This window comes from Bradyrhizobium sp. USDA 3311 (assembly GCF_054062495.1).
On sequence record NZ_JBSSFI010000001.1, the window covers coordinates 7,119,016 to 7,145,864 of the forward strand.

At 61.4% G+C, this 26,849-nt stretch carries 19 protein-coding genes; 9 read left to right on the forward strand and 10 right to left on the reverse strand.

Annotated elements, in window-relative coordinates:
- Positions 1-8: 8 nt before the first annotated feature.
- From ACVWW6_RS34240 to ACVWW6_RS34280, 9 genes are all read right to left on the reverse strand, one after another.
- The gene (locus ACVWW6_RS34240) at positions 9-1,817 is read right to left on the reverse strand and encodes a protein kinase domain-containing protein (RefSeq protein ID WP_456682226.1); all 1,809 of its coding nucleotides are present in this window, start codon (positions 1,815-1,817) and stop codon (positions 9-11) included.
- Positions 1,814-2,590: a PP2C family protein-serine/threonine phosphatase gene (locus ACVWW6_RS34245; protein ID WP_028170703.1), complete on the reverse strand. Its 777-nt coding sequence runs from the start codon at positions 2,588-2,590 to the stop codon at positions 1,814-1,816. Before ACVWW6_RS34245 ends, ACVWW6_RS34240 begins: the two co-directional genes overlap by 4 nt.
- A gap of 6 nt (positions 2,591-2,596) precedes the next feature.
- The gene (gene tagF, locus ACVWW6_RS34250; protein WP_011086383.1) at positions 2,597-3,298 is read right to left on the reverse strand and encodes a type VI secretion system-associated protein TagF; all 702 of its coding nucleotides are present in this window, start codon (positions 3,296-3,298) and stop codon (positions 2,597-2,599) included.
- Entirely contained in the window at positions 3,295-6,837 is a 3,543-nt protein-coding gene (gene tssM / locus ACVWW6_RS34255) for a type VI secretion system membrane subunit TssM (protein ID WP_456682227.1), read from the reverse strand. Before tssM ends, tagF begins: the two co-directional genes overlap by 4 nt.
- A 43-nt stretch (positions 6,838-6,880) precedes the next feature.
- Entirely contained in the window at positions 6,881-8,116 is a 1,236-nt protein-coding gene (tssL, locus tag ACVWW6_RS34260) for a type VI secretion system protein TssL, long form (RefSeq protein WP_456683215.1), read from the reverse strand.
- 287 nt (positions 8,117-8,403) lie between these two features.
- A complete protein-coding gene (tssK, locus tag ACVWW6_RS34265) occupies positions 8,404-9,741 on the reverse strand; it encodes a type VI secretion system baseplate subunit TssK (RefSeq protein ID WP_456682228.1) in 1,338 nt (445 codons plus the stop codon).
- 48 nt (positions 9,742-9,789) lie between these two features.
- Positions 9,790-11,169 (reverse strand): type VI secretion system-associated FHA domain protein TagH, encoded by a 1,380-nt coding sequence (tagH, locus tag ACVWW6_RS34270; RefSeq protein WP_456682229.1) that lies wholly within the window; start codon positions 11,167-11,169, stop codon positions 9,790-9,792.
- 12 nt (positions 11,170-11,181) lie between these two features.
- Positions 11,182-11,745, reverse strand: a complete 564-nt coding sequence (locus tag ACVWW6_RS34275; RefSeq protein WP_011086378.1) for a DUF6931 family protein — start codon at positions 11,743-11,745, stop codon at positions 11,182-11,184.
- Between the two features lie 5 nt (positions 11,746-11,750).
- Positions 11,751-13,619, reverse strand: coding sequence for a type VI secretion system Vgr family protein (locus tag ACVWW6_RS34280; RefSeq protein WP_456682230.1), 1,869 nt, complete (start codon positions 13,617-13,619; stop codon positions 11,751-11,753).
- Positions 13,620-13,966: 347 nt separating this feature from the next.
- On the opposite strand from ACVWW6_RS34280, the gene ACVWW6_RS34285 reads away from it, so the two are divergent.
- The 9 genes from ACVWW6_RS34285 to ACVWW6_RS34325 all read left to right on the forward strand — a co-directional run bounded on the left by ACVWW6_RS34285 (position 13,967) and on the right by ACVWW6_RS34325 (position 26,059).
- Entirely contained in the window at positions 13,967-15,280 is a 1,314-nt protein-coding gene (locus tag ACVWW6_RS34285) for a type VI secretion system protein TssA (protein ID WP_456683216.1), read from the forward strand.
- A 139-nt stretch (positions 15,281-15,419) separates the two neighbouring features.
- The gene (gene tssB, locus ACVWW6_RS34290) at positions 15,420-15,947 is read left to right on the forward strand and encodes a type VI secretion system contractile sheath small subunit (protein ID WP_063713277.1); all 528 of its coding nucleotides are present in this window, start codon (positions 15,420-15,422) and stop codon (positions 15,945-15,947) included.
- A gap of 16 nt (positions 15,948-15,963) precedes the next feature.
- The gene (gene tssC / locus ACVWW6_RS34295; protein ID WP_038967726.1) at positions 15,964-17,466 is read left to right on the forward strand and encodes a type VI secretion system contractile sheath large subunit; all 1,503 of its coding nucleotides are present in this window, start codon (positions 15,964-15,966) and stop codon (positions 17,464-17,466) included.
- A 50-nt stretch (positions 17,467-17,516) separates the two neighbouring features.
- Positions 17,517-18,002 (forward strand): Hcp family type VI secretion system effector, encoded by a 486-nt coding sequence (locus ACVWW6_RS34300; protein WP_011086373.1) that lies wholly within the window; start codon positions 17,517-17,519, stop codon positions 18,000-18,002.
- A 182-nt stretch (positions 18,003-18,184) separates the two neighbouring features.
- Positions 18,185-18,733: a type VI secretion system baseplate subunit TssE gene (gene tssE / locus ACVWW6_RS34305; RefSeq protein ID WP_082756541.1), complete on the forward strand. Its 549-nt coding sequence runs from the start codon at positions 18,185-18,187 to the stop codon at positions 18,731-18,733.
- Position 18,734: 1 nt separating this feature from the next.
- Positions 18,735-20,702: a type VI secretion system baseplate subunit TssF gene (gene tssF, locus ACVWW6_RS34310; protein WP_028170696.1), complete on the forward strand. Its 1,968-nt coding sequence runs from the start codon at positions 18,735-18,737 to the stop codon at positions 20,700-20,702.
- A complete protein-coding gene (gene tssG, locus ACVWW6_RS34315; RefSeq protein ID WP_011086369.1) occupies positions 20,666-21,730 on the forward strand; it encodes a type VI secretion system baseplate subunit TssG in 1,065 nt (354 codons plus the stop codon). Before tssF ends, tssG begins: the two co-directional genes overlap by 37 nt.
- A gap of 97 nt (positions 21,731-21,827) precedes the next feature.
- Positions 21,828-24,467 (forward strand): type VI secretion system ATPase TssH, encoded by a 2,640-nt coding sequence (gene tssH / locus ACVWW6_RS34320; RefSeq protein WP_028170695.1) that lies wholly within the window; start codon positions 21,828-21,830, stop codon positions 24,465-24,467.
- A gap of 5 nt (positions 24,468-24,472) precedes the next feature.
- Positions 24,473-26,059 (forward strand): methyltransferase regulatory domain-containing protein, encoded by a 1,587-nt coding sequence (locus tag ACVWW6_RS34325; protein WP_456682231.1) that lies wholly within the window; start codon positions 24,473-24,475, stop codon positions 26,057-26,059.
- Between the two features lie 89 nt (positions 26,060-26,148).
- On the opposite strand, the gene ACVWW6_RS34330 is transcribed toward ACVWW6_RS34325, so the two are convergent.
- Positions 26,149-26,844 carry a hypothetical protein gene (locus ACVWW6_RS34330; RefSeq protein WP_456682232.1) on the reverse strand — a complete coding sequence of 232 codons (696 nt, stop codon included), beginning with the start codon at positions 26,842-26,844 and terminating at the stop codon, positions 26,149-26,151.
- Positions 26,845-26,849 lie beyond the last annotated feature (5 nt).

Genomic DNA, 26,849 nt, shown 5'->3' on the forward strand with positions numbered 1-26,849 from the left:
CGTGCCGGTCAATTGGTGAGCAGCACGTAGCGCGCGGCCGCGATGATGGTCACCTTGTTGCGCTGAGCCTCGCTCAGCGCCTGGAGGAAGAACGTATCGGCAGCTATCGGTCGCGGCTGGCGCAATGAGTCCAGAACCTGCGGAACCGCCACGACCAACAGCAATTGCGGACCGCTCGCGCGCGCTGTCGGGAGCGTAAACGAAAGCGAGTCGATGCCCGGCTTCAGAAGATAAGACAGGCTCTGGACTTCGCCGCGATCCGACACCATGAGCAGCTCGACCACGCGGTTGGCAAAATTCTCAATGGTCCCATTGAGGGCTTCACCCCCCTTCAGCTCTGTCGCTGACAGGGTGATGCGTGGGATTCGCGCCTGATCGCTCCCGACCTGACTCAAGAACCTGACGGCTGGGCATTGCGCCTGGGTCACTTGCCTGACGCCGATCGAAGCCTCGAAACCCTGCTCACGCCGAAACGCTTTGTCGAAGGTGTCGAATGGGGCGGTCGAGGCACCGAACCCTTCGATGACAGCGGCATTTGGGCTCACGGCAATCGGCAAGACAAAGAAGCAGTCACCGCCAGAATATTGGGCCACGTATTTGCGGATGCGCTCAGCTCGCCCCGCCCCATCGAGTGCCGGAGACGGCGTCGCCGTCGGCTGCGCAGACAACTTCTCCGGCTCTTGGCGCCCGGGCTGTGGTCCAGCGGGCTCGACCTTCGGCGGCGCCATTGTTCCGGCGAGTTTTGGAGGTGGCGGCAAGACCGCGGTGCCGGGCGCTGACCAGACCAGCTTGTAGAAGGCATATCCACCACCGCCGACCAGCAGTAACAGAGCCGCCACGCCCGCCCCCAGCCAGCGGCCGCGCGGACTCCGCGCGGTCGACGGCATCCTGTCCTGCGCCACCGGCGCCGCGCCTTCCGGCCGCCGCAGCGGATCGAAACCATATAACGGCGCGGCCGGCGTCTGCACCAAACCGGTCGGCTTCCAGCTGGCGACCTCTCCCATGGTCGGGCGCAATGCCGGATCAGGCTGCAGCATCCGCTCCAGCAAAGGCCGGATGCGCATATCCACCGCACCGAGATCGGGAACACGCCGACGCTTCTCCACCAGTTGAAACTGGCTGCCACCCATGTCGAGCTTCTGTCCGGTCAGAGCGTGAAACAGCACAAGACCGAGGCTGTAGACATCGGATTTCGCGGTCACGTCATTGCCGTACAACCCTACCTGTTCCGGCGATGCGTAGTTGTCCTTGCCAGCGAAGCCCGAGCCGATGATGGTCTTGTCACCCATCTGGGTCGACCGGGCTATGCCGAAGTCGATGATCTTAGCCCGCCTGACGTCGTCGAGCGGAACAATGATGTTGTCCGGAGAAACGTCGCGATGGATGATGCCGTGCTCATGGGCAGCCTCCAGTCCCGATGCGACGCGCAGCATCAGCTTGATCAGCGCCTCGAAAGTCAACGGTCCATCGTCGAGCATGTTCGAGAGCGAGCGGCCATTCACGAACTCCATCGCGAGATACGGTCGCTGCAGCACCGGCTCCACCGTAAACAGGAAGTAGCGAACGATCGCGTCATGCGGAAGATTGTGGAGTGCCGCGGCCTCTCGACGGAACAGCGCGAGCGCCGCCTCGTTATCGACCATGTCGGGCAATAGCATTTTCACGGCAACAGGCGATCCAGTTTGGATCTCTCGGCATTTGTAGACCTCACCCATGCCGCCCGCGCCGATCACCGCTTCGATCTCGTAGATACCGTTGAGACGGGTGCCGGGGGGCACGCCCTGATAGGACGGTCGGAACGGATCGTTCGGGGTCATGGTTGCGGCTCGCGATCAAGCGGAGATCTTGTCGCCTCCTGAGATCGTGGCGTCAGCAGTCGCACGATCACAATCGTTACGTTGTCAAGCCCGCCACGATCAAGAGCCAGCGCGAGCATGTCATCGCAAGCTGCCTGGGCGCGTCGCGTAGCCGCGTGCTGCAGGATCTCGTCGTCCCGCACGTGCCTGGTCAGGCCATCGCTGCAGATCACGAAGACATCCTCCGGCTCGGCCGGGCCTGTTACCACCTCAAATTCCGGATCATCGGCGACACCGACGGCGCGAGTAATGGCATTGCTCAGCCAATCATTCACGTCTTCGCGCGACAGCGCACCTTCGGCGATCAGTTCCTCCAGTTCGCTGTGATCATGCGACACTTGGCTAATTGCGCCGCGACTGATCAAGTAAACCCGGCTGTCACCCGCCCATATGCAGGCATAGTAGCTATCGCGAACGAGCAGAACCGCCGCTGTAGTCCCGACGGTGGCACCCTGTCGTTCACGACTAAGCGCCAGTATCTGCCGGTTTGCGCTGAATAGCCGCTCCTCGCATTCCGCCAGCAGGTCTGCGGCTGATTCTGGCGTGCCGATCGCGTCAAGCGACTGCACTACAATGCGACTGGCGAGATCGCCGGCCTCGTGACCACCCATACCGTCGGCGACGGCCCACAGGCCAACGTCGGTTCGTACCAAACATGAATCCTCGTTCCGCTCCCGCACCCTTCCGGCATGGGTAATGCTACCAACATCGAACAAGGATGGGGTATGCACCATCGTGCGTCATCCATTCCCGGATGCCGCGAGGCCGGGATCACCGGTCAGCAGCGTAATGTAGTGAAACGGATCTGGTAATCCTCGGCAACTCAGCGCCATTGGCGGAAAGCCTTCCCCTCCGGCGGTCCACCAGAAGCTAGCCGCGGCGTAGACCTGTGGGTTGGCGGCGCAAAGTGCTGCAAACGCCCCCGCGAAGGCGTCGACCGCCGAAGCCCTCCCCATTGCCGCAGTACCAAGCGACGTGATCGGCGGACCGCTGGCGATGGTCTCCTGCAGTCGTGGCACCGCAAGCCGGTCCAGTCCATCGGAGATCTGCTCGAAGGTCGCGGCCCGATCCAGGGTCGAAAGCAGGAACGCCTCCACTTGCCCGAACCATTCGTCCTGCGGATCAATGCTCGGCGGCGGCAGCGAGACGGCCTCGCCGGTCACCGCATGCAGGGTCAAGGGATAGTATCGCCCCACCCCGTCGAGCGAGGGCATAATCGCCCCCGCCACCGTCGTTCCGCAGATTGCGGCACCGAGCCAAAACCGCCAGACCGGCGCGGTCAGAAAGGCCTGCTGCCATCCTGGGCCAAGCTGGTGGCGACTTGCTGACAGCGCAGCCTGTACCCACGGCTCCCAAGCTTCCAGGAAGCTGCGCGGAGTTGCGATCGCGATGAAGTCACGCTTCGCGCCGATTTTGCCGAATAACCCGCAACGCATGGTCATATCCCGGTCGGGCAACGAAACTCACGCAGCACTGACAGATTCAGCGGGTTGCGCAACGATCCAGTCGAAATTTGATAGCTGAGCTCGCGCCCGGCGACGATGAAAGTCGCGCTGGCCGTTTCCGCTTTCACCACTAACGAGCCAGCCTCCAGCATCCGAAACAACGACCAGGGACCAATGCGCTCAAGCACGGATGGCGGGCCGGTGTCGTTGCTGACTGAAATTGCAGTTCGCGGCGCGGGGCCCGGCCATAGGACGGTCGTTGGCGAGTTGCTCTGTGGCTGTGGCGGTGGCGGTGGCGTAGGTTGCGGACCGCCGAACAAGGATGAGGTCGCTGGACCAGGTGTGGTTGGGCTTGTAATTGTGGTGCCGCCGATCTCGGTCTTGACGGTCACGCCTGGCCCGGCTGCCCCAGGCGGCCGGATCGCGAACGATACCGCCGGCAAACCGCCGCCGGTCTGGAAGAAGGCGTCGCGGATATAGGCCGCATTTTGGAATTGCTTGAGCGTATCCGGCGAGAACGACCGACCAACGGGGCTCTCCTTTCGCCAAACCCAGTCCGATCGCGACGTGTCGGCATAAGGTGCCAGATACTGGGTGAAGAACTTGTCCATAACGCCGTTCGGACTGAACAATTTGGCAAAATCCGCCAGCGGGACTTCCTGGCTGCTGCTGCGGATAAACGGGTAGCGGTTGGTCACGGTCTGTTGGCAGACCGGCGTGACCTGATCGCGCAACGTTTGAAGGATTTGCCCGGCGGTTGAAGCCGCAATGCTGCCTTCGAACTCCGCGGCTGCTGCTCGCAGCATGTCGGAGAATGGCGGCGGCATGCGCGAGGCATTGTTGCGGAGCGCTGCGACCTGGGTCTGAAGCGCAGCTGTGGCCTGTGCGGTCAGTTGGGGATTCTCGATGATCAGCGTCAGGTTCTGCGCGATGTCGTTCAGGTTCGCGACGGTCGAGTCGATCGGCCGGCGGGTGCTCTCGCCTTCGAGCGCCGCGTGGTAAGGTTTGAACTGCGCCTCGATCATCGCGCCAGGCGGTCCATCCTGGGCATTCGTGAAGAGTGCTGGCGCCGGTGCGGCGGCGGCTGCCGAAGCGCTCGCCGGCTTCGCCCGTTCCTTGGTTAGCACCGTCTCGTCGCGCACCGATTCCAGAATTTGCCGCATCGGCGAGGTCGGCGCCGAAAGCGCCCGCAGCACCTCATATTTCGGCTTGTCGGCGAGCAGCTTCTTCAGGCGCAGGCTCCCGAGCGCCGTTCGCCAGGTCGTCACGAAATCGTTGGAATAGATGCTGAGCAGATCGCCGGCCAGATTGTCGTACTGCTGGTCGATGGCCGACTGCTGGCCGGCATCCCCTAGAACCCATCGCTCCCGCTTCATCCGCTCAGACAATCCGGACAGCCGGGCAACGAACTTCTGATGGAAGCCATTATACGTGAAGAACTCGGGTACCCGCACGGCGTCCAAAGGCTGCCCCGTCGTGGTTTCGAACACGACACCCATGTCGGGTCCGCCATGGCGGCTGGCGATCCAGTCGCCAGCGGTCGATGCGCGAGCCTCCGACTTCAGAAACTCGTAGGCACGTTGCGACACGCTCAGGCGCGCCAAGGAGCTCTGGGCCTGCTTGATCAACCGGCCGTCGAGTTCGACCAGCGGCTGCTGTTCGGTCTCGAGGTCGAACATTGCCACGAGGTTCTCGTCGAGCAGACGCCGCCCTTCCGCGTTGGTGGCGCCAGGATAGAGGTTGTCCGCCCAGTCACGTTGCGTCCAGGAGCGGATCAACTCGCGGTCCGGCGACTGCAGGCCGCCGACCATCAGATAGACCTTGAGCGCCTCGTAGACAAAGGCAGGCTCGTTTATGCGCGCATTGAGCTGCTCCTCCAGGCGATACAGCAGCCGCGGCCGGAACATGCGCTCAAGCGCCGTATGATAGGCCGCCTTCGAGGGCGACAACAGCCGGGCGTGCTGACTGAGCCCGTAGCGAGCCGACAGAGGCACCGACTCGCCGCGCGATCCGTAGCCTGCCGGGGCGTTGCGCAGCCGGTAGAGTAGCGGCAGCACCTTGTCTAGATCATGATCAGCAATCAGCGTCTGTTTGATAATTGGTGCGCCGGCGGCTGCATACTCGCTATCGGCCTGCAGGCTTTGCTCAATCAAATCGGAGTTCCGCTTGTAGCTCGTCAGCCAGGCTGCGATCAGTCCGATCGAGACCAGGCCGATCAATGATAGGGCCGCGGTTTTCAGGATTAGCGCGCGGCGCACCGCGGCACGGTCGGTCGAGACCCAGTCGGCTTCGCCGATGATGACTTTGGAAATCAGATCGGCGAGGAAAAAGCTCTTGCCCGTGCCCGAATAGGATCCGGAACCGACCTCCTCAGCGCCGAACGTACGTGCCAGCGACCCGATCAATTGGTCGATCGGCGTGCCCTGCTGCGTACCCGAGGTAAAGTAGAAACCGCGCAGGTTCGCGTTCACGTGATAGCGCGTCGGCTCGAAGATCAGGTTGAGGAAATCGTGGATCTGCGGCTTGAGCCGCGCCATCTGTGCCGGAAAGCCGAACAACTGCACGCGGTGCTGGGGCGTCGGCTCGTCCTGCAGACGGTCGAGCGTCTCCTCGCTCAGGCGCTCCAGCAGACGGTCGAACTCGACCGGGATCTGCCCCACCAGATTCTGGGTCTTGTCGGCGGTCTGGAACGTGGCCCCCCAGACCTGGCGGCGGCCGGCATCCCCGAGATAGGCGAAATACTCGGTGAAGCCGGCAACGAGATCGGCTTTGGTAAATAGCGCGTAGACCGGGAAGCTGACCTTGAGCCTCTGATGCAGCTCGAGCAGGCGCATCCTGATGGCATCGGCGTGAAGTGCGAGCTCCTGCTTCGGCAGCGTTAGAATGTCTTCGATACTGATGGCGACAAGGACGCCGTTGATCGGCTGGCGTGATCGACTTTTCTTCAGGATGTCCAGGAACGCCAGCCAGCTGTCCTTGTCGGCCTTGCTATTGGAGTCCTGGGTGGTGTAGCGGCCGGCGGTATCGATCAGCACCGCCTCCTCGGTAAACCACCAATCGCAGTAGCGGGTACCGCCGACCCCCGCGATCGCCGCGGGCGTCGCCCCGCGCGCGAGCGGAAATTTGAGCCCGGAATTGACCAGCGCCGTGGTCTTGCCGGCGCCGGGCGGACCGATGATGACGTACCACGGCAGATCGTAGAGAAAGCCCGATTTGTTGCCGCTGGCGGTCTTCAGCGTCGCGAGCGCATCCTTCATGCGCTCCTTGAGCACCGGTTCATCGCTGACGGGCTGGTCCGCACCAGCGATGCCATCGGCAATCGCCTTAGCACCCTTGCGCCGCTTGAACAGATTGAGGCCAACGATGCCTGCGACGATCGTGGTGAGCAGCAGAATAGCGATCTGCCGGACGATATGGTTCTCCAGCGGCCGCCAATCGCCGAACGCAATGAAGGGACCGGCGAAATAGATCACCGCTCCGAGCGAGCTGAGCCCGACCCCGTAGAGAACGATGCGAAGAATGTCCTTGGCAAGCATCTAACCGTACCTGTCGCAAACCACCTGACCCGGTGGAATCTGCCTATTCGCTGCGTTCGATAAAGATCTCGACGCGCCGGTTCTTGGCGCGTCCCTCGGGTGTCGTGTTGCTGGCGATTGGCGCATCTGCTCCTTTGCCCTCGACGTCGACGCGCGAACCATCGGTCAAGCCAGGCTTCAGTGCCGCGGCAACCGCCTTGGCGCGCTCGACCGACAACTCGAAATTTGTCGGGAAGCGGACTGTGCGGATCGGCGAACTGTCGGTATGGCCGACGACCCGGATCCGTCCCGGCTCCTTGTCGAGGGTTGCTGCGACGCGGAGTGCGATCGGCTTGAAACCGTCGAGGATGGTCGCCTGGCCCGATGCAAACAAGGCCAGATCGCAGACCCTGATCACGATGAAACTGGGGGTCTGGTCTGCGGTCATGGCACAGGCTGTGTTCTCCTTCGCGAGCGCGTTGCGGATGCGTTGCAACTGGGTGATGCGATCCGGTGGCGGCGGAGGCGGAGGTGGCGGCGGTGGTGCAACGACCTGGCGCTTGAGCTCGATCGGGCCGGCCGGATGGAGCGCGAGCGCGACCTCGGCAGCATTCTCTGCCCGGCCAGCGAGGAGCGTCCGCAGGACGAAATAGGACCCGGTCAGCAGCGCGGCGACGACGGCCGCCACGAGCCAGACCGGAACACGCAAACGCTGCCGGCGCGCCGCCAGCGCCTGCCCGCGCCAGTTGGGCGACAGGTCGGTCATCGTCTTCGGCCGGACCCGGCGCAGCAATTCATAGAGGTTACGCTGGATCAGCTGCAGGTTCGCAAGTCCGCCCCCTGACGTCCGGTGAATGCCCTGAAAACCAAGCGCCAAGCAGGCGTGCTGAAGTTCGAGGACCGGATAATTGACCAGTGGATCAATCTTCAAATGGTCGAGGATCTCAAAGAAACGGACGCCGCCGACACGCTCGCCGAAGAAGCGGCTCAGCATCGAGTATTGCGTCCAGACGTGACGCTCCTCGGTTGGGATGTGCTGCACGATATCGTCGGCAGTGGCACACAGGATATATTTCGCTGTGTTGGCCTGGTGCTCGGAAATGCCCGCTGAACGGATGTCCTTCTCAAAGAATTTGATAGCGTCTGCGACCTGCTCCATCAGGCTCGCGAATGACGCGCGCATGAGCGCCACCCGCAACCGACCGAGCAGTTGCAGCAATGGGCCCGCAGCGCGCATCACTGGATTGGCATTTGGCGCGACGAGATCGTCGACGCGTAACGGCGGCCCTGCCGGCAGCATGGGTTGCGGCACCTGGCCTTGCGCGGGTGTCGAGATCCATTCCTCGGTTGGATGGCTGGCCGGCGCGGAGGCGTAGTGCGAGCCCTGTGGAACGGGCGAAAAGGATGATGGTGGCGCTGGCGCGCCGGGAGAAGGTACGGGTGACGGCGAATAGGCCGGACGTGCTGCAGGCCCCTCGCCCGGCGGAGGCTGAGAGGTCGGCGCCGGCGGCAACTTCCCGCCGGGGTTGGGACGGATGATCGTCCGTTCGCCCCGACCGAAAGGATTGACCGGCTTGTCCCTGTCGCTCATGGCCTGTCTTCCAGGATAGCCCAAAGGTACAGCTCAAGCTCCGGCCAGTCGCCGGAGAAGTGCATTCCGATCGAGGCCGCCGTGCTGAACTCGGGCCACAGCGGCGACTTGCGGTCGAGATAGAAATAGACGTGATCCGTGATGGCCCGGATATGCGGCGGTGGCGTCGGCAAATGCACCAAGGTCAGGCCCGGCAAGTTTGCGTGCACGATCTCGTTCATCTTGGTGTTCGGCCCGACCTTGAACAGCTGCGGGAAATCGTTCTGGATCTCCACGAGTGGCCGCCGTGCGGCAACCTCCAGCACCAGGGTCGCATTTCGGAATAGCGCTCGATCGCGGATCGGCGATACGAACGCATTCTGCGCGCGCTCGATGATCTCCAGGCGGATCGCCCGCCGGCCCAGCCGCGCGCTCAAGAAGTCCTGGATGTCGCTCACCAATGGTGTGAAGACGTTCTCGAGATCGTCATGATCGTACGCCGGATAGTTGCGCGCCCGCCGTTCCGCCGTGGAAAAAGTCGCAAGTTCACCCGCGAACCTCAGCAATTCCTCGTACAGGCGCTCGGGGTGCACGCTGCCGGAGCGTTGGAAATGAGTCAGCACGGGAATGGTACGGTTCAGCACTTGCAGGACCAGATAGTCGACGCTCTGCAACCCACCGCCGGATGACGGATCGACCGCGTAACGCGCCAGCTCGTCGAGTTTGGTCTCAACCCAGCCGATGATGCGGTTGAGCCAACCATCGATGATCGGATGCGCGGCGCAGACCAGCATCGGCGGCACGAACTTGTCGTCGAACAGGATGTTCTTGTCGCGCACTTCCAGAATGCGCGCGATGCCGAGGCCCATGTATCCGGGCTTGCTGGTCTTGCGCAGTTCGAACGACAAGCGCGGATAGGCGATGTCGATCTCTTCCTCGATGCGTAGCGCCGAGGTCGAGTCAATGAAGGTTTCCGAAGTACGAACATAACGACTGGCGCTGTCGGTGCGGTCCTCGTCGACCTCGCGGGTGTTTGGTGCCGCGACAGGCATCATCAGCCAGACGATCTGGCCTGCGGCCGTCTCCGGCACATCGATCGCTTCGGGAATTGGGCTGTCCGCAGGGATATCGAACGGCGTACCGTCCGGCATAACGCCGGACGCATTGCGCACCGCGAACTTGCTTTGTTCGGTAAGATCCTTATCGATCTCCAGCTGGGCAAAGCCCCAGGGGTATGGTGTCGTGTAGCGAACGCGCTTTTCCAGCAAGTGTTCGATGTAGCGGTCGTTCTGCTGCAGATGATGCGGCCGCAGAAACAGACCTTCCGACCAGAAAACCTTGCTGTACCAAGACATTCCTACATCCACTTAGAAAATGTCGGCGACCGCATGGTCGCCGACAGCTTACTTTGAACCGGGCTTGTCGCCGCGGTCGTAATAGTCCGAGAAGTGCAACATAAAGATTTCGATCGGCGCGCTGTTATCGCGGCCAAGATGCGCCTTCCAGCGCGTCAAGAACTCGTCCCAGAGTTTGCCCTTGTTCGTGCCGAGCCAGGAGCTTGCGCCACGCTGAAGCTCGAGCTCGCGCGCCATCAGCGTCGGATCTATGTCCGCAATCAGCTCATGGACAGCGTGCTGCATCGCCATGTAGGTCTTCAACTGATGTGATTTGAGATCACTGAAGCCCTGTGCAAAGGCGCGCTGTGCGTCGAGGTAGCTGCGCGTCGGCGGCCCAAAGAGAATGCGCATCGCCTCTTCCGCGGTCGGCGAGAATTTCAGCGGATTATTTTCGAGGGCTTGGACGGTGGTCTGGCTGGTGCTGCGGGTCAGCTGTTTGGCTTGGGTTCGCGCTTGCAGCAGCGCCATGAGATTATCCACGGTCATACGCAAGATGATGCCAAGCTGTTCGGCGAGTTCGGCGTCGGACTTGTTGGCAAAGAAATTGTCCGGCAATCCTGCAGCGCGCGCCACCAGTCGCGCGAACTCGGTACCGCCGACTGGCTTGGCCGTGACAGGCCCCTCGCCTGATGCTTGCGTTTGGCGCGGCGTCGCAACCTCTTGGTGTGATAGCGATGCCGGCGGCTGTGCACCGACTGGTTCATCATCGATCCACACCGACGGCCGGCGTGGGGTCGGCTTGACTGGGGGGCGCTCGACTTGCGGTTTCGGCGCGGTGACCGGACCCGCTGCCCAGTTCATGTCGTCGTCCTGCACGGACGGTTGGTACGGAGACGTCGGCGATGACGGTCGAAATGGGTCTACACCCGGCGCCGGGACGCTCGCCGCCCAATCCAGGAACCCCGGATTGACGGGCCGCGCAGCCTCGCGTGGCTTCTTCAACAGGTGCGGATCGATCGGCGGCGGAACGTCACGATCGGCCGTCCAAAGCTCTCCGTAATCGGCATGCTGCTGGACCGAGGGTTCGTGCAGTTGCGCCTCATGGTTTGGGCTGCGCCCGCCAGCCTCATCCTCCAGCGAAACTCCGATGATGTAGTGACCGATCGTCAGTCGGTCGCCGTCGCGCAAGCGGTGGGGCCCCCGCATGCGCTGGTCGGCACCATTGAGAAAGGTGCCGTTGGTCGAGACGTCGTGCAGCCAATAGCCGCCGTCGCGAAAGTGCACTTCGCAGTGCTTTCCGGAAATCGTCCGCGCCGGATCCGGCAGCGTCCAGTCGAGGTGACGATCCCGGCCAATATCGACCGAGCGCCTGCCGGTGACCGTAAACGACACAGGTCCGCCGTCCGGAAGGTTCGGTTCGTTCTCGATATTAAAGCGAAGCACCATCACATCGTCTCGTTAGCGCGGAGGGCGCGGTTCGCCGCGCGCCAATTGAATACCATCCTCCAGGCATGACGTCATTATCTGGTCCCGGGAGTCACGGGGGAGCCGGCAGAGGCCAATCAGCAGCGCTGCACGCACCGCCCGTGCGGCCTGATCTGGCTTGGCTTCCACGGGCGCAAATTCCGGGGGAACCACGCTTCCACCGGACCAGCCGGCCGCCAGCGCCAGCCATGTCGCTGGCTGCTCAGGATCGTTGGCATTGCCGACGGCCAGCGCCTTGTTCCGGGACTGCTCGTCCGGTTGCCGGACCCAGGTCTCCACAACATTCAGCGACCTGCTGTCGTAGGCGTCGAAATGGTCGAACATCCGTCGCAGAGAGCGGCATCCCCAGGCGATCGCCACGCGCCTGGGAAGCAGATAGGCGCAGTAAGATACGGCCTGGTACCAGTTGCGGGCATCGGCGGCCTCCTGAAGGAAATCCAGCGAAGGCTTGTCGGCATCGGCTTTGCCGACATCATAACGCGCCAAGGGATAGGCTTGAAACAGATCCCGTACCGTGCCGAACCGAACCTGCCCCATGACCGTCAGCCGACAAGAGTTGGAGTGCCGTGCGCGACCAGCGGACCGCCGGCTGCAAGCGCCATGCCGGCCTGCGCTGTCATGGCGATCGTCGGCGCGTTGATGACGATGCCCGCCGGGCTCAGGATAATCTGGCTGGGACCAACCTGTAGGGTGATATTGGCATTGGCCGTGAGCGTGATGCTGATGCCCGCTTTGACAGACTGGTCCATGGCCAGCGTGATGTGCTGACCGCCCAATTCGATATCGAGCTTATCATTGCCTTTCTTGAGCGTGGTCTTGCGGGTGTCGCCGCCGAATGCAGCTTCGCCGATGGTCCGTGTCTCGGTGTCGCGGACCGTCACGTCGTGGTCCTTCTCAGCATGCACCGTGATCTTCTCGGATCCCTTCTTGTCCTCGAAGTTCCACTCGTTGAAGCCGCCACCACCTTTGGTGGAGTCGGACTTCAATCCTGCAACCGTCTTCTTCGACGGCAAATCATAGGGCAGCTTGTATTCGTCGTTGTACACGGTGCCGATCACCAGGGGCCGGTCCGGATCCCCCTCCAGGAATTCGACAACCACTTCCTGTCCGACGCGCGGGATGATCTGGCCGCCCCAGCGCTTGCCAGACCAAACCTGAGCCACGCGCAACCGGCACGACCGCTTCTTCTTCCGATCCCAGAAAAAGCGGACATAGATTTCGCCCAGCGATTCAACGTCGATTTCCTCGTTCGAATTATCGTCTTTGGTCACCACCTTGGCCGTTTGGATGCCGTTAATCCTTGGCTTCGGCGTCATCATCAGCGCTCGAAACGGCCGATCGCTTGGCAGAAACTCATAGCTACCGAAATAGACATGTTGCCCGGCGTCGCCGGGACCGCCGGTGCGGTAAGATTCGAGCGAGAACGAGTGCGTGGCTCGCACCACGAGATATTCCACGTTCTGCGAGTCCTTGGAGTGCTTTTCGAGCTTCGTCAGCCCACCGGGGAACAGGTTGACCGCGTCACCATTGCCGCGACGCCGCCGGTCCATCGCCTGCTCCGCCTGGAGCTGGATCTTCGCGTAGCGCTCGCCGTCGGACTTTTCCTTGAACTTCCCGGGATAGTCGTAATACTCCATCTCCGACCGAGTGTAATGCTCGGAGACCTTGGCATCGCTGATCAACTGAGCGTTTGGCTTCTGGTAGTTGTAGTCGTTGAGTTCGATCTTGCCGGTGCGAAACCGGCGCTCCGACACCCATTCATAGATGTGTTGCTCGCCTCGACGATCGGCACCCGTCAGCGGGATGTAGGGAATCGTAGCAAGACCTTTGATCGGGCTGTGCGACGATTTGGAGTCCGCCAACACCAGCGTGTGTTTGCCGCCCTCATGCTTGAAGAAGTAGGAGATGCCGTGCTGCTCCATCAGCCGGCACACGAAATTCATGTCGGTCTCGCGGTACTGAACGCAGTATTCGAGCTTCGGACAGGAACCCTCTTCGGTCAGTTTGGATTCATAGTCGGTGAAGCCACGTTCGTTGAATACTTCCTTGATGATGTCGGGCGCCTTCTTGTCCTGAAAGATCCGGCAATCAGTTGTCCGCGACAACAGCCATAGCCAGGGCCTCAGAACGATCCGGTAGCTGAAATAGTCGTTCTTCACCCCGAGCCATTGGGCCTCCGTCAGAATGCCACTGAACTCGCGCTCCTTTTCATGCAGCTTTATGGTCAGCGTACACTGCTGACCGATGGCACGATCGAAGTCGAGGTCGGCATCCTCACTGAGACACTCGATGCGATACTCGAACAGTTCGCTGAGACCTTCCGAGCCTTCGAACCCGGCAAAAACCAGAACGTCCTTGCCAAGAGGCGTCTTGAGTTCGCAGAGGCGGGTATCCTGAGTAAGCTGGCCCATGTGGGCTTAAACTCCCTCCTTCGATCGAATGACCCGCTGCGAAGAGCTGATCAGACGCTATGCAAGAACCACGGAAATCCTGCCCGCCCCCGGCAGTGCCGGCAGGTCCGCCCCAGGGCTGGTCCGGACGTTCCACAACAGCGGTCCAAGGAACCGCCCCGGTCATCAAGTAGTCGGCTCCAAGAGCTTGCCGGTTCACGCGAAAATGGCATGATCTTCGGGAATGAACCAACACCAGCAGGCATCTGACCCATGGATATAGACTCGGATCATGGATCCCCCCGCGATCCGGCAGTCGCCACGGGCTCGGCAGCGGGGCCGTGACCGAGCAGATGGACGATCGTCGTATGCTTGATGTCGCCTCCCTGACGCACCCCATTGCCGCTGACGATCCCTGCGGGCCGGATCTCGACGCCATCGGAGACATCCAGTATCTGAACTTCTTCGCAGGTGCGGAATCGCTGCTGCCGATGTCGTTCTTCGAGGTCGTCAATGCCAACGGAGAGCGTGGACGCTTCGATCCAAAGGCAGTCGATTTTGCCGGCCAATTCGCCGCCGCGCAGCCCCTCCTGGAGCGTACCCGCGATCTGCGCCTAAACCTGCTGCTGGCCAAGTTTTCAATCCTCAACCGCGATCTCGACGGCTTTCTCTGCTGCCTGAAGGCGACCAACTTGCTGCTGCGCGAGCAGTGGGAGGCGGTGCATCCGAAGGGCGAGGACGGCGACTACGCACTTCGCGCCGTCACGGTCGAGGCAATCGACGTGTTCCCGACCGTGATCAACCCGCTCCAGTTCCTTCCCCTGATCGAGAACCGCAGACACGGCAACCTCAACTACCGTGCTTATCAGGTTGCCATGGGCGAAATTCCCGCCGGCGACGCCGACGCCGACGGACCTGATCTGGCGGCCATCGAGCGCATCGTCAGCGAGACGGATCTCGACACTCTCAAGGCAACCAGCGCGCGGTGCTCCGCGGTCGCGGCTGAAATCGCGGGTATCAAACAAACCTGGCACGAGAAGTTGAACGCGGGGCAACCGATCAGCCTCGACAGGCTCTCCGGCCTGGTTAACGGCATGGCTGCCTGGCTTGCGGGTCTTGTCGCGTTGCGCGATCCGGCCGCGATCGCTGCAACCGCGGAAGATGTCGGTCCTGTCGATACACAGGCGCCGTCAGACACGAGCGGGGTGGTGACTTCATCCGCACAGGCATCTGCAGCGCTTGCAGCGGCGGCCGACTATTTTGCCCGAATGGAACCATCCAACCCGGCACTGTTGCTGGTGCGTCAAGCGCAGGAGATGGTGGGCAAGTCATTCATTGAAGTTATGCGGATGCTGGTGCCTGCGCACGTGGAGAGCGCTGCGATCAACATCGGGCGCGACAAGGTCTTCGACCTGCCGATCGAACGGATGGCGGAACTCGCTACCTCGCTCTCATCGACGGCAGAGAGCAGCGCTCAAGATATTGTATTTTCAATAGAAAACAGGGCGCAGGCCTTAGGCCTGCTGACGAAGGTGGCGTCGTTTTTCCGAACCGCGGAGCCGTCCAGCCCCATCCCCTTTTTGGTCGATCGCGCGCGCGACCTCGCGCAACGAGATTTTCTCAGCCTTTTGAATGATGTTCTTCCTGAGGGAGCCCTTAAAACAATCGACAGATCGCATTGAACCCAGCTTTCGCTCGAGGGCACTAATTGGACACAAGGATGTTTGCCGACCGCAGCAACTTGAAGCGCCCTAGCCAATCTGCGTCGCGCAAATTCGATGTCTTTTTCGATGTCTAATGCGATTTCGTAGTGAGGGAACCATGGCTACAGACAGCGGTCAAAAATTCATTCGGCGAAACCGCGCACCACGCGTGCACATCACATACGAAGATCCTTACGACGCCGAGCGGCTGATCGAACTGCCGTTCGTCATGGGCGTCCTCTCCGACCTCTCCGGCAATAACCCTGGCGTCGAGAAGACGAAGGTCGAGGAGCGCAAGTTCCTCGAGTTCGACATGGACAATTTCGACAACCGCATGGCGGCAATCCAGCCCGGCGTGACGGCGCGTGTCGCCAATCGCCTCAGCGATGGATCCGACGAAAAGATCTCGGTCAACCTGCGCTTCAACAAGATGGCAGACTTCACGCCGGTGGCCGTCGCCCGCCAGGTGCCGGCTGCTGCCAAGCTGCTCGAGGCGCGCGAACAACTCGCCAACCTGCTGCGCTACATGGATGGCAAGGTGGCCGCCGAGGACCAGCTCAAAAAACTTCTCGCCGATCCTCAACTGATGGCGGCGCTTCGGGAACGCGCGACAAGCCAGTCGACCGAACCTGGCACCGAGAGCTAAGGAAGGAATGGGGACCATGGCAAAAGAAGCTGTTCACAAAGAGAGCACCACCCAGGTCAAGACCGTCGAAGCTGACGAGTTTGCCACTCTGCTGAAGCAAAGCTTCAAACCCCGCACAGAACGCGCAGCGACCGAAGTCGAAAACGCGGTATCCACGCTCGTTCAAGAGGCGTTGAAGGACACGAGCGTCATCAAGTCGGACGTCCTCGACACCATCGAGGAGATGATCGCGCGGATCGACCAGAAGCTGACCGCGCAAATGAACGAAATTCTTCACACACCTGAGTTCCAGTCAATCGAAAGTGCTTGGCGCGGCCTCCACTACCTCGTCTTCAATTCCGAGACCGACGCCAACCTCAAGATCCGGGTGATGAACGTCTCCAAGAACGAGTTGTATCGGAATCTGCGGCTTTACCCCGATGCGCGCTGGGACCAGAGTCCCCTGTTCAAGCAGATCTACGAGTATGAATTCGGCCAGCTGGGCGGCGAACCGTTTGGCTGCCTGATCGGCGACTACTATTTCAGCCACCTCCCAACCGACGTACAGTTGCTCCGCGATCTCAGCAAGATCGCTGGCGCCGCGCACGCTCCCTTCTTCAGCGGCGCCGAGCCGACGCTGATGGGAATGGACTCTTGGACCGAGCTGTCCAACCCTCGCGACATCGGTAAGGTGTTCGACACGCCGGAGTATGCCGCATGGAAGGGGCTGCGCGATCAGGACGACTCGCGCTATCTCGGCCTGTGCATGCCCCGCGCGCTCGGCCGCCTCCCCTACGGCGCGAAATCGGAGCCCGTGGAAGAGTTCGCCTTCGAAGAGGAGACGGACGGACACACCGGCGATAAATACGGCTGGATCAACGCCGCCTACGCAATGGCGGTCAACATCAACCGCGCCTTCAAGGAATTTGGCTGGTGCACGCGGATCCGCGGCGTGCAGTCCGGTGGCGAAGTCATCAACCTGCCGACGCACACATTCCCGACCGATGACGGCGGCGTCGACCTGAAATGCCCGACCGAGATCGCCATCAGTGATCGCCGCGAGCACGAACTTGCAAAGGCGGGCCTCATCCCGCTGATCCATCGCAAGAACACCGACAAGGCCGCCTTCATCGGCGCCCAGTCACTCTACAAGCCGAAGAAGTACTTCGGCGAAAAGGGCGTGGATGCCACCGCGTCCGACAACTTGTCGTCACGACTACCTTACATGTTCGCAGTGTCCCGCTTTGCCCACTATCTGAAGTGCATGGTTCGCGACAAGATCGGATCCATGAAGGAGAAGGATGAGCTGACGATCTGGCTGCAAACCTGGATCAACGAATACGTTGATGCCAACCCAGCCCTCTCGTCAGAAGCTCAGAAAGCGCGCAAGCCACTGGCCGCTGCGAAGGTTGAAGTCATCGCAAACGAGGAGAATCCGGGATATTACAACGCGCGCTTCTTTCTTCGTCCACACTTTCAGTTGGAGGCGATGGACGTCGGCCTCAGCCTGGTTTCACGCCTACCCGGCCCCGCTTCCTGATGCCGCAACATCGCAACCGTAACCACGCAGAAATTTGAGAGGACTACGCTATGGCTGTCGACATCTTCTTGAAACTCGATCCGATCAAGGGCGAGTCGCTGGACGACAAGCACAAGGACGAAATCGATATTTTGAGCTGGTCTTTCGGCGAAAGCCAGTCAGGCACTTTCCACAGCGGTTCGGGCGGCGGCGCCGGCAAGGTCAGCGTCCAGGATCTCCACTTTACGCACTTCGTCGACAAGGCCACGCCGGAGCTTTTCAAGGTCTGCGCGAACGGCAAGCACATTGATACGGCGATCCTCACGGTCCGCAAGGCGGGCGAAAATCCGCTGGAGTATCTCAAGATCGAGATGAAGCACATCCTAGTCACCAGCGTATCGACCGGCGGATCGCACGGTGAAGATCGCCTCACCGAAAACGTGAGTCTGAACTTCGCGAAGGTCAAGATGACCTACAAGACCCAGACAGAAAAAGGCGGCGCTGGAGCTGCGCCGGTGTTTGGCTGGGACGTTCCCGCCAACAAGGAATGGGCCTGATTGTCGGCCCTACCTGGCGCCGGTTGCGATAAGCGCGAACCGGCGCCAGGCGATGCGATTGCGGTCGCAAGTCTCGACTTGACCGGTTGCGGGCCCGACCGCCTGCTGAGGCGACATCATCCCGGAGACCAGCTATTGCTCCGCGAAACAGCATAGCGAGCCGGACATCTTGGGGACAGTCAATGACCATTGCTCCAAAGAGGGATCGGCTCTCTCCCCCATTTATGCTGGCCTTTCGCTCCGCTCATGAAGCACGCGATGCGCGCAAGAAGCTCAATCTGCGCGATGAATTCGGTGAGCGGATCATTGCCGGGCGGCGCAGCGCAGGCCGCTTTCCGATCTCGGAAACGTTGTTGCGGCGGGAGGTCTCCCATGACCTTGAAACGCTCCTCAATACCATTGCTCTGGAATCGACCTTGGATCTGAGCGGGCGGGATAGCGTTCGAACCTCGATCCTGAACTACGGCTTCCCCGATATCGCCCACCGTTCGATCGACGAGGTCACGGACGACGAACTCACCGGCGCCCTGCGCGAGACTCTGACGACGTACGAGCCAAGACTCGATCGCAAGACGATCCGGGTCCGTCGCGACGGCTCGGTCGGTCCTGAGCAGCTGAAGCTGCGCTTCATCGTTCACGCCGACCTCAAGGCTGAGCCGCTCAACGTCCCCGTGGAATTTGTCGCCGACGTCGACCTCGACAGCGGCGACATCCAAATCAATCGACTTTAGCATGAATCGCGAATTCCTCGATTTCTACAATCGTGAACTGTCATTGCTATACGAGCAGGCAGGAGATTTCGCCGAAGAATATCCTGGCATCGCAGAGCGCCTCGGCGGCCTCATCCGGGACCGCTCGGACCCGATGATCACGGGACTATTGGAAGGCGCCGCGTTTCTTGCCGCCCGCGTTCAGCTCAAGCTCAAGCACGAATTCCCGGAATTCACTGCAAACCTGCTTGAGCAGCTGGTACCCAACTATCTTGCGCCCACACCGTCGGCGATGCTCGTCGCGGCACGGCCACCTTACGCTGACCCAGCGCTGCGCGACGGCAAGAAGATTGTACGCGGCGCCTATTTCGACGCGACCTACCGCGAGAGAGAACGAAGTCTTTCCTGCCGATTTCGACTTTGCCGCGACATCGTGCTCTGGCCGTTCGACGTCACCAGCGCAGAGTATTTCTCCACAGCGGGCACTCTGCAGGCGCTCGGGATCCCGGTCGGAGGCGACGTCATCGCGGGGCTGAAGCTGTCGCTGACCCATCGTACCGCAGCCCGGCTCGACGAGGAACTACCGGACGCAGAGGCCCGAGCCAAGCCGGAAACCTGGTTCGCAGGCTGCCGCGTGAGCGAACTTCCGATCTACCTCTCAGGCGCTGAATCCGACGCCATCGCGCTCTACGAGCAATTGATCTCGAATTGCAAGGGAGTCTACTTCCGGCATCTCGACGACTTCGGCGATCCGGTGGTGACTCGTGCGCCCCATGATTGCGTGCAGCAAATTGGCTTCGACGAAAACGAGTCGCTGTTCCCTAACGACAATCGGATATTTCGCGGCTCGGAGCTGCTGCGAGAATATTTCATGTTTCCACGCAAGTTCCTCGGCATAAACCTAACGGGACTACGCAGCGTGATGTCGCGACTGCGCAGCAAATCGATCGATATTGTCTTCGCTTTCGATGAACACAATTCGCGGCTGGCTGCCTCGGTGCGCCCCGAGACCTTCAGGCTCTATACTGCACCGGCGATCAATCTGTTCGAGAAAACGAGCGATCGCATTCCTGTCAAGTCGAATACTTACGAGTACCATGTGGTGCCAGATCGCAGCCGCTATCTGGAATACGAACCGCACCAGGTGCTCGAGGTCTACGCGCACCTGCCGGCAGAGAAGGATAAGCGGCCCGTGCGCCCGCTCTATTCGGCCGCCGTCGACCGGACCAGCGGATCGGTCGACGGGCTCTATTTCACCGTCCGCCGCTTACCCCGGCGCCGCACAGTAGAGGAGAAGACATACGGTACTTCCTCAGACTACACCGGAACGGACATGTTCCTGTCGCTGCTTGAGCCCGGCGAATTGAGTGGCGGAGGCTCCGTCGCCGAACTGAGCGTCCGGGCTCTGTGCTCCAATCGCCATCTCACCGAGCACTTGCCGGTCGGCCAGGGCGGCGCCGACTTTCGGCTGCTGGACGATACCTCCCTTGATCTGATGTGTGTCGCTGGTCCCACGCCACCGCGTGAGCCGGTGGTTGCCCAACTGCGCAGCCGCAGCGAAATCGCCAACAGTGGGATTGTCAGCTGGCGGCTGATCAACATGCTCAGCCTCAACTATCTTGGCCTCGTCGAACGCGGTGGCGGCAAGAACGCCGGAGCGCTGCGCGAGATGCTGGCCTTGTTCGCCGATCAGTTCGACGACGCCACGGAGCGCAAGATCCGCGGCGTGCGCAGCATAGAAAGCCGACCTGTCGTACGGCGCGTGCGCGAGCGCACGGGTAGCGGCGCAGCACGGGGCCTGGAGATTACCGTTACGCTCGACGAGAAGGCATTTGAGGGCAGCGGCGTGTTTTTGCTCGGGGCAATACTGGAGCGCTTCTTCGCCGACTATTCGGGCTTCAACACCTTCACTCAGACGGTCATCTCGACGCCGGAGCGCGGCGAGATCATGCGGTGGCCACCGCGCATGGGCACGCGGAGACCGCTATGACGCTGATCGACCAGATGAAGGCCGAGCCCTGGCGCTTCGATTTCTTCCATACGTTACGCCAGTTCGAGCGCGCCAACCCGGATCGACCGCGGATCGGCGACAGTGCCGCGCGTCGCGACGAATATATCGACCTCGGCCAGGTGCCTTATCTGGAGTTCCCCGCCTCGAACCTCGCGGCGGTGGACGACCAGGGTGCCCGGCTCAGGATACTCGTCAAATTTCTCGGCCTCCTGGGCCCGCAGGGCGCCCTGCCCCTTGCCACCACCGATGAAAGCCTCAGCTGGTGGCTGATGCGGGATGACGCCTTCCCCCGCTTTCTCGACCTCCTCAACGGACGCTTCCTGCAACTCTTCTTTCGTGCCTGGGCCGACGCGCGCCCGATCGCGCAGCATGACCGCCCGGCGGACGATCGCTTCATTGCCTATGTCGGCTCCTTCGCCGGCTTGGGCTCCGATGTTTTCGCCGATCGCGATGCGGTTCCGGACATGGCGAAGCTCAGCTTCGCTGGACTGGTCGCGCCCAGGGCGAAGTGTGCATCACGGTTGACGCGGTTCCTGCAAGGACTGTTCGACGTCAAAGTCGAGATCGACGAATTCGTCGGCACCTGGCTCTCATTCGACCCAAGTCACTGCAGCCGGCTCGGCGGAACGCATGCGAGGCTCGGCCAGGACGCCCTTCTCGGCTCGCGTGTGTTCAGCGTCGAGGACAAGATCAGAGTTCGGGTCTTTGTCAGAACTTTTGCTCAGTACGAACAATTCCTGCCGACCGAAACACCCAACCTGTCGGCGCCGCTGGCCGACGCCGTTTTCTTCTATATCGGCGACGAATTGGAATGGGAGGTCGAGCTCGCCATTCCGGCGGGAGAGGTCGTCCCGGTCAGGCTTGGACAGAGTGGGCGACTTGGATGGACCACCTGGGTCTCGCCGAACTGGGCCTCCACGGAAGAATATCGCCGCGATGCCCGCTTTCAGCTCGGCGAACGATTGAGAGCCCGCCGGAGTGCCACAGCGAATGCCGCGGCGATTTGAACCTATCCATCGCGCTGATCGCCTAATGCTATGGAATTTGAGGCAATTTCCGCATGATGGCACGCATCCGCGGAGGAATTGAGCAGGAGGAGCCGCCGTGACCGACATCAGCATTGAAGCTGTAACGGGCAAGCTGAACCGGGCCGGCTATGATGCCTTCTTACAGGCCCTGCGCCACGCAAAGAGCGCCGGCAATCGCAACGTCGAGCTTGCGCACTGGCTGTTTCATATCCTGCAGCAGGAACGCAACGATCTCAGCCTCTCGGTCGATCATTACAAGCTCGACCGCGCACGCTTGTTGTCGGACCTTGCCGGCGTGATCAATGGCTTTCGTAAGAACGAAACCGACATGCCGGGCGTCGCCAATTCGGTCATCGATCTGCTCGATCGGGGCTGGCATTATGCCACGCTCTTCTTTGGCGAGACCCAGATCCGCACCGGTCATCTGCTTGTGGCAGGCCTGAAATCGAACGATATTCGTCGCACGCTGAACAACCTCTCGCAGGAATTTTCCAAGGTCAACGTCGACGCACTGGCCGCGGAGCGTCGCGCCGTCTGGGCCGGCTCCGACGAGGAGACCATGCGACCGATGGACGGTTCGGGCCTGGTCGGCGCCGTCACGGAAGGCGCGGCCCAAGCGGGTCCCAAGGGGACGACGCCGCTCGACCGGTTCTCCCAGGATCTCACCGCCAAGGCCAAATCGGGCGAGATGGATCCGATCCTTGGTCGGGACGAAGAAATCCGCCAACTGATCGACGTGTTGATGCGTCGGCGGCAGAACAATCCAATCCTCACCGGCGAGGCTGGCGTCGGCAAGACCGCAGTTGTCGAGGGCTTCGCCCAGCGTATCGCCGCCGGCGACGTGCCGCCACCGCTCCGCGGTGTAAGGCTTTGTGCGCTCGACATCGGCCTGATGCAGGCCGGTGCCTCCATGAAGGGCGAGTTTGAGCAGCGCTTGCGGTCGGTGATCGACGAGGTCCAGAGCTCACCCACCCCCATCATCCTGTTCATCGATGAAGCCCACACACTGATCGGCGCCGGCGGCGCGGCCGGCACCGGTGATGCAGCCAATCTCCTGAAACCTCCCCTTGCGCGTGGCACGCTGCGCACGATCGCCGCCACCACGTGGGCAGAATATCGCCAGTATATCGAGAAAGATCCCGCGCTCACACGACGCTTCCAGCCGATCCAGATCGATGAACCCGATGTGGAAACCTGCTGCATCATGCTGCGCGGACTCCTCGGTCCGATGGAGAAGCACCACGGCGTTCGCATCTCGGATGCCGCGATCGTCGCAGCGGTCAACCTGTCCCACCGCTACATTCCTTCACGGCAGTTGCCCGACAAGGCGGTCAGCCTGCTTGATACCGCCTCGGCGCGCGTGGCGATCAGCCAGAGCGCGACTCCGGCCCTGATCGAGGATGCACGCGTTGCGATTGCCGCCCGTGAAGCTGAGCGATCAGCACTCGTCAGCGACAGCGATCTTGGGATTGAGGACGACGAGCGCATCGTAGCGATCGACAACGACATCGCAGCATTGAAGGACAAGCTGACGAACCTCGAAGCCGATTGGGCCGCAGAGCAGGAGCTCGTCAAGGACATCCGGAGCATTCGGGAGATCCTGTCCGAACCCATGGAAGGCGACGATCCGGCTGCCAGGCGCGCGGAGCTGCGCGGCAAGTTCGACACGCTTGAGAGCATCAATCCGGAAAAGCGGATGGTCTATGCCTATGTGGACCAGCAGTCGGTGGCGTCCGTTGTCTCTGACTGGACTGGCATCCCGGTCGGCCGGATGATGCGCGACGAGATCGAAACCGTGCTGAAACTACCGGAGATCCTCAACCGCCGCGTCGTCGGCCAGTCCCATGGGCTGACGATGATCGCCAAGCGAATCGAGACCAGCCGCGCCAAACTGGACAACCCGTCGAAGCCGATCGGCGTGTTCATGCTGGCTGGTCCATCCGGCGTGGGCAAGACTGAAACCGCCCTGGCGCTTGCCGAGACCCTCTACGGCGGCGAGCAGAACATGATCACGATCAACATGTCGGAGTTCCAGGAAGCGCACACCGTCTCGACCTTGAAGGGAGCGCCTCCCGGCTATGTCGGCTATGGAGAAGGTGGACGCCTCACCGAGGCTGTCCGGCGCAAGCCCTATAGCGTCATCCTGCTCGACGAGGTCGAGAAAGCTCATCCCGACGTCCACGAGATCTTCTTCCAGGTGTTCGACAAGGGAACCATGGAGGACGGCAACGGGCGGCGGATCGACTTCAAGAACACGTTGATCATCCTGACCACCAACGTCGGCACCGATCTGATCATGGGCCTCTCGCGAGATCCAAAGTATCGCAGCGAACCGGAAGAGCTCGCCAAGATGCTGAGGCCGGAATTGCTGAAGGTGTTTCCGGCAGCGCTGCTCGGACGCATCGTCTCGATACCGTACTTCCCGCTATCCGACGAAATGCTCGCCGGGATCGCTCGGTTGCAGCTCGACCGGATCGGACGACGCCTCCGTGACAACCATAACGCGGCATTCAGCTACGATGACGCGGTCGTGGAGCACATTGTGTCACGTTGCAACGACCCGGACTCTGGCGGGCGAATGATTGACAACATCATCACCAACACCCTGCTCCCGGAGCTGTCACGCGAATTCCTCAGCAAGTCGCTTGCCAAGGAAGAAGTCAAGCAAGCGCGGGTCTCGATCGAGAACGACAAGTTCGCATATTCGTGGAATTGAGGACGATGAACATTCAAACCGAGCATCGCCACCCGAGCACCGGTCCCACGCCATACGACGAGGTCTACTACCCTGGCCACGTCTACGGGCTCACTCATCCGAACCATCTCGCTACCATTGCTGCCGTCTACGGCATGCAGGCGGCTCCGGTCGAGCGTTGCCGGGTGCTCGAGCTTGGCTGCGGCGTTGGCGGCAACCTGTTGCCGATGGCCTTTCAATATCCAAACAGCGAATTCGTCGGTGTCGACCTGAGCGGCGTGACGATCGAGCGCGGCCAGCGAAATATCGCCACATTGGGCCTCAGCAATATCAAGCTCCTGCACTGCGACATCATGAATGTCGACGAAAGCTTCGGGCAATACGACTACATCATAGCGCACGGCGTGTATTCCTGGGTTCCGCCGGCGGTGCGCGAGAAGATGATGATGATCTTCAAGCAGAACATGGCTCCGCGCGGGGTCTGCTACGTCAGCTACAACGCGCACCCGTTCTCGCATCTTCGCGACCTGGTCCGCGACATGATGCGGTATCACACCCGCCGTCTCACCGACATGAGGGAGAAGGTAGGACAGGCCCGCGCGATCTTGAAGTTCCTGAGCGACGGCTCGAAGGCCAACTCGGTGCACGGCGCAGTTATGCGCGACCAGTACAACCGCGTCCTCAAGTCCCCCGACGAGCTCTTATTTCACGACGATCTCGATGATGGCGCCGAGGCCTTCCTGCTGCATGAGGTTGCCGAAGACGCAAGCCGCCACGGCTTGCAATATCTGAGCGACGCTGATTTCTCACGACGCTATCTTGCCGGCTATTCCGAGGAGGTTCGCGCGACGCTGCAGCGCTTCCCGGAGAGCGAGTTCATGGCGCGCGATCAATATCAGGACTTCATCGACGGCAACGGCTTTCGGCGCACATTGCTCTGCCACGACAGCATTTCGCTATCCCGCCAGATCGACCTCGATTTCATCACCAGGTTCCATTTGCTGAGCACGACCAACCCGGTTGACCCCGACGCCTGCGTGACCGACGATTCCGCGATGGAATTCGAGAACCAGGACGGCAGCAGGGTCACGGTAACCAATCCGCTCTTGAAGGCTGCGTATCTATGTCTCGGCCGGGCCTGGCCGCGCGCATTATCATTTGGCGAGCTGCTCGATGGCGCCCGCGCGCTGCTGGGCGGCCGGCACACGGATGATGCCGAAAAGGTGCTGACGGAGGCAATGTTCATCCTGGCTTGCAGCGGCGAGGTCTCTTTCCTGCTGTCGCGCCCATTTCTGTCGAAGGAAGCTACCGAGCATCCGCAGGCGAGCCTGCTCGCACGAAGACAAGCGCAAACAGGTCCGCTCGTCACCAACCTCCTCCACCAGACGGTACAGTTGGAGGACGACCGGACCAGGGATTTCCTGCAATTGCTCGACGGTGCGCGGACCATCGACCAGATCACGGCCGAAATGACCGAAAAATTCGGCCCGACCATCCAGGTAGACCAGAAGGATAGTGCCGGGAAGCCTGCCGATCCGTTGTTGCTGTCAACGCGAGAAAGTGTTCAACGCTCGCTTGCGATGGTCGGCAAGCTGGGCCTGCTGGTCGCATGACGCGCTCAAGTGCGTCGGCTCCGTTGGCGATGCACGGCAGGGGTTGGAAGCTCCTGCCATTTCCTGAAGCGGATGCGGCCCCCGTCACTCTAGCCGTCGTGGGTATATTGTTGGCCGAGGAGCCATCCCGTGAGAATACCGCCGGGTCCGCTGGCATAGACCGGATCGAGGCCAACACCTGCACGCAGCATCTTCCATTCATGCTCGCCGACCCAGGGAATCCCGGGATCGCCCTTCTGATACTGGGACAGCAGCGTTCGGGCGACCTCTGCGGCATTGGCGTAGATCGGCCCGTTGGCCCAGCGCGGGCGGGGCAGGCCTGTCATGCGGCAATAGAGCGCCGTGCAGACGTACGCAGACGCCTCTTCCGCATTGGCATCAAGGCTGGTACGCAACAGATCATATGCCGCATGCAGGCTTTCGTGGACGATATAGGCCTCGTCCAGCCGCCCCGTCGCCGACACGACCTCCAGCGTGTTCGCCGCAACCGCTGTGCCGTCCGCCCTGGTTCTCGCGACATCGTTGTATTGTGCAGCAACGCCTGCCGCGAGATCCGTCGGAGGTCTGACGGTAACCTGCCCCAACCGGATAGCGCGGGCGACGTGATGGAACGTTTGCGGCGCAATCGTCACATGGCTGCCGCGGATCGGAAACCGGAACCGCATGCGTGCGACGGCCGGGCCACTGAGTACGTCTAACACCCTGCTCCGCAGTGACATTTGATCGTCCTCGTTGTTCACACTACCCCACGGATGGTGGTCGCCATCTCCGATCGGCAGGTTCAAACAGT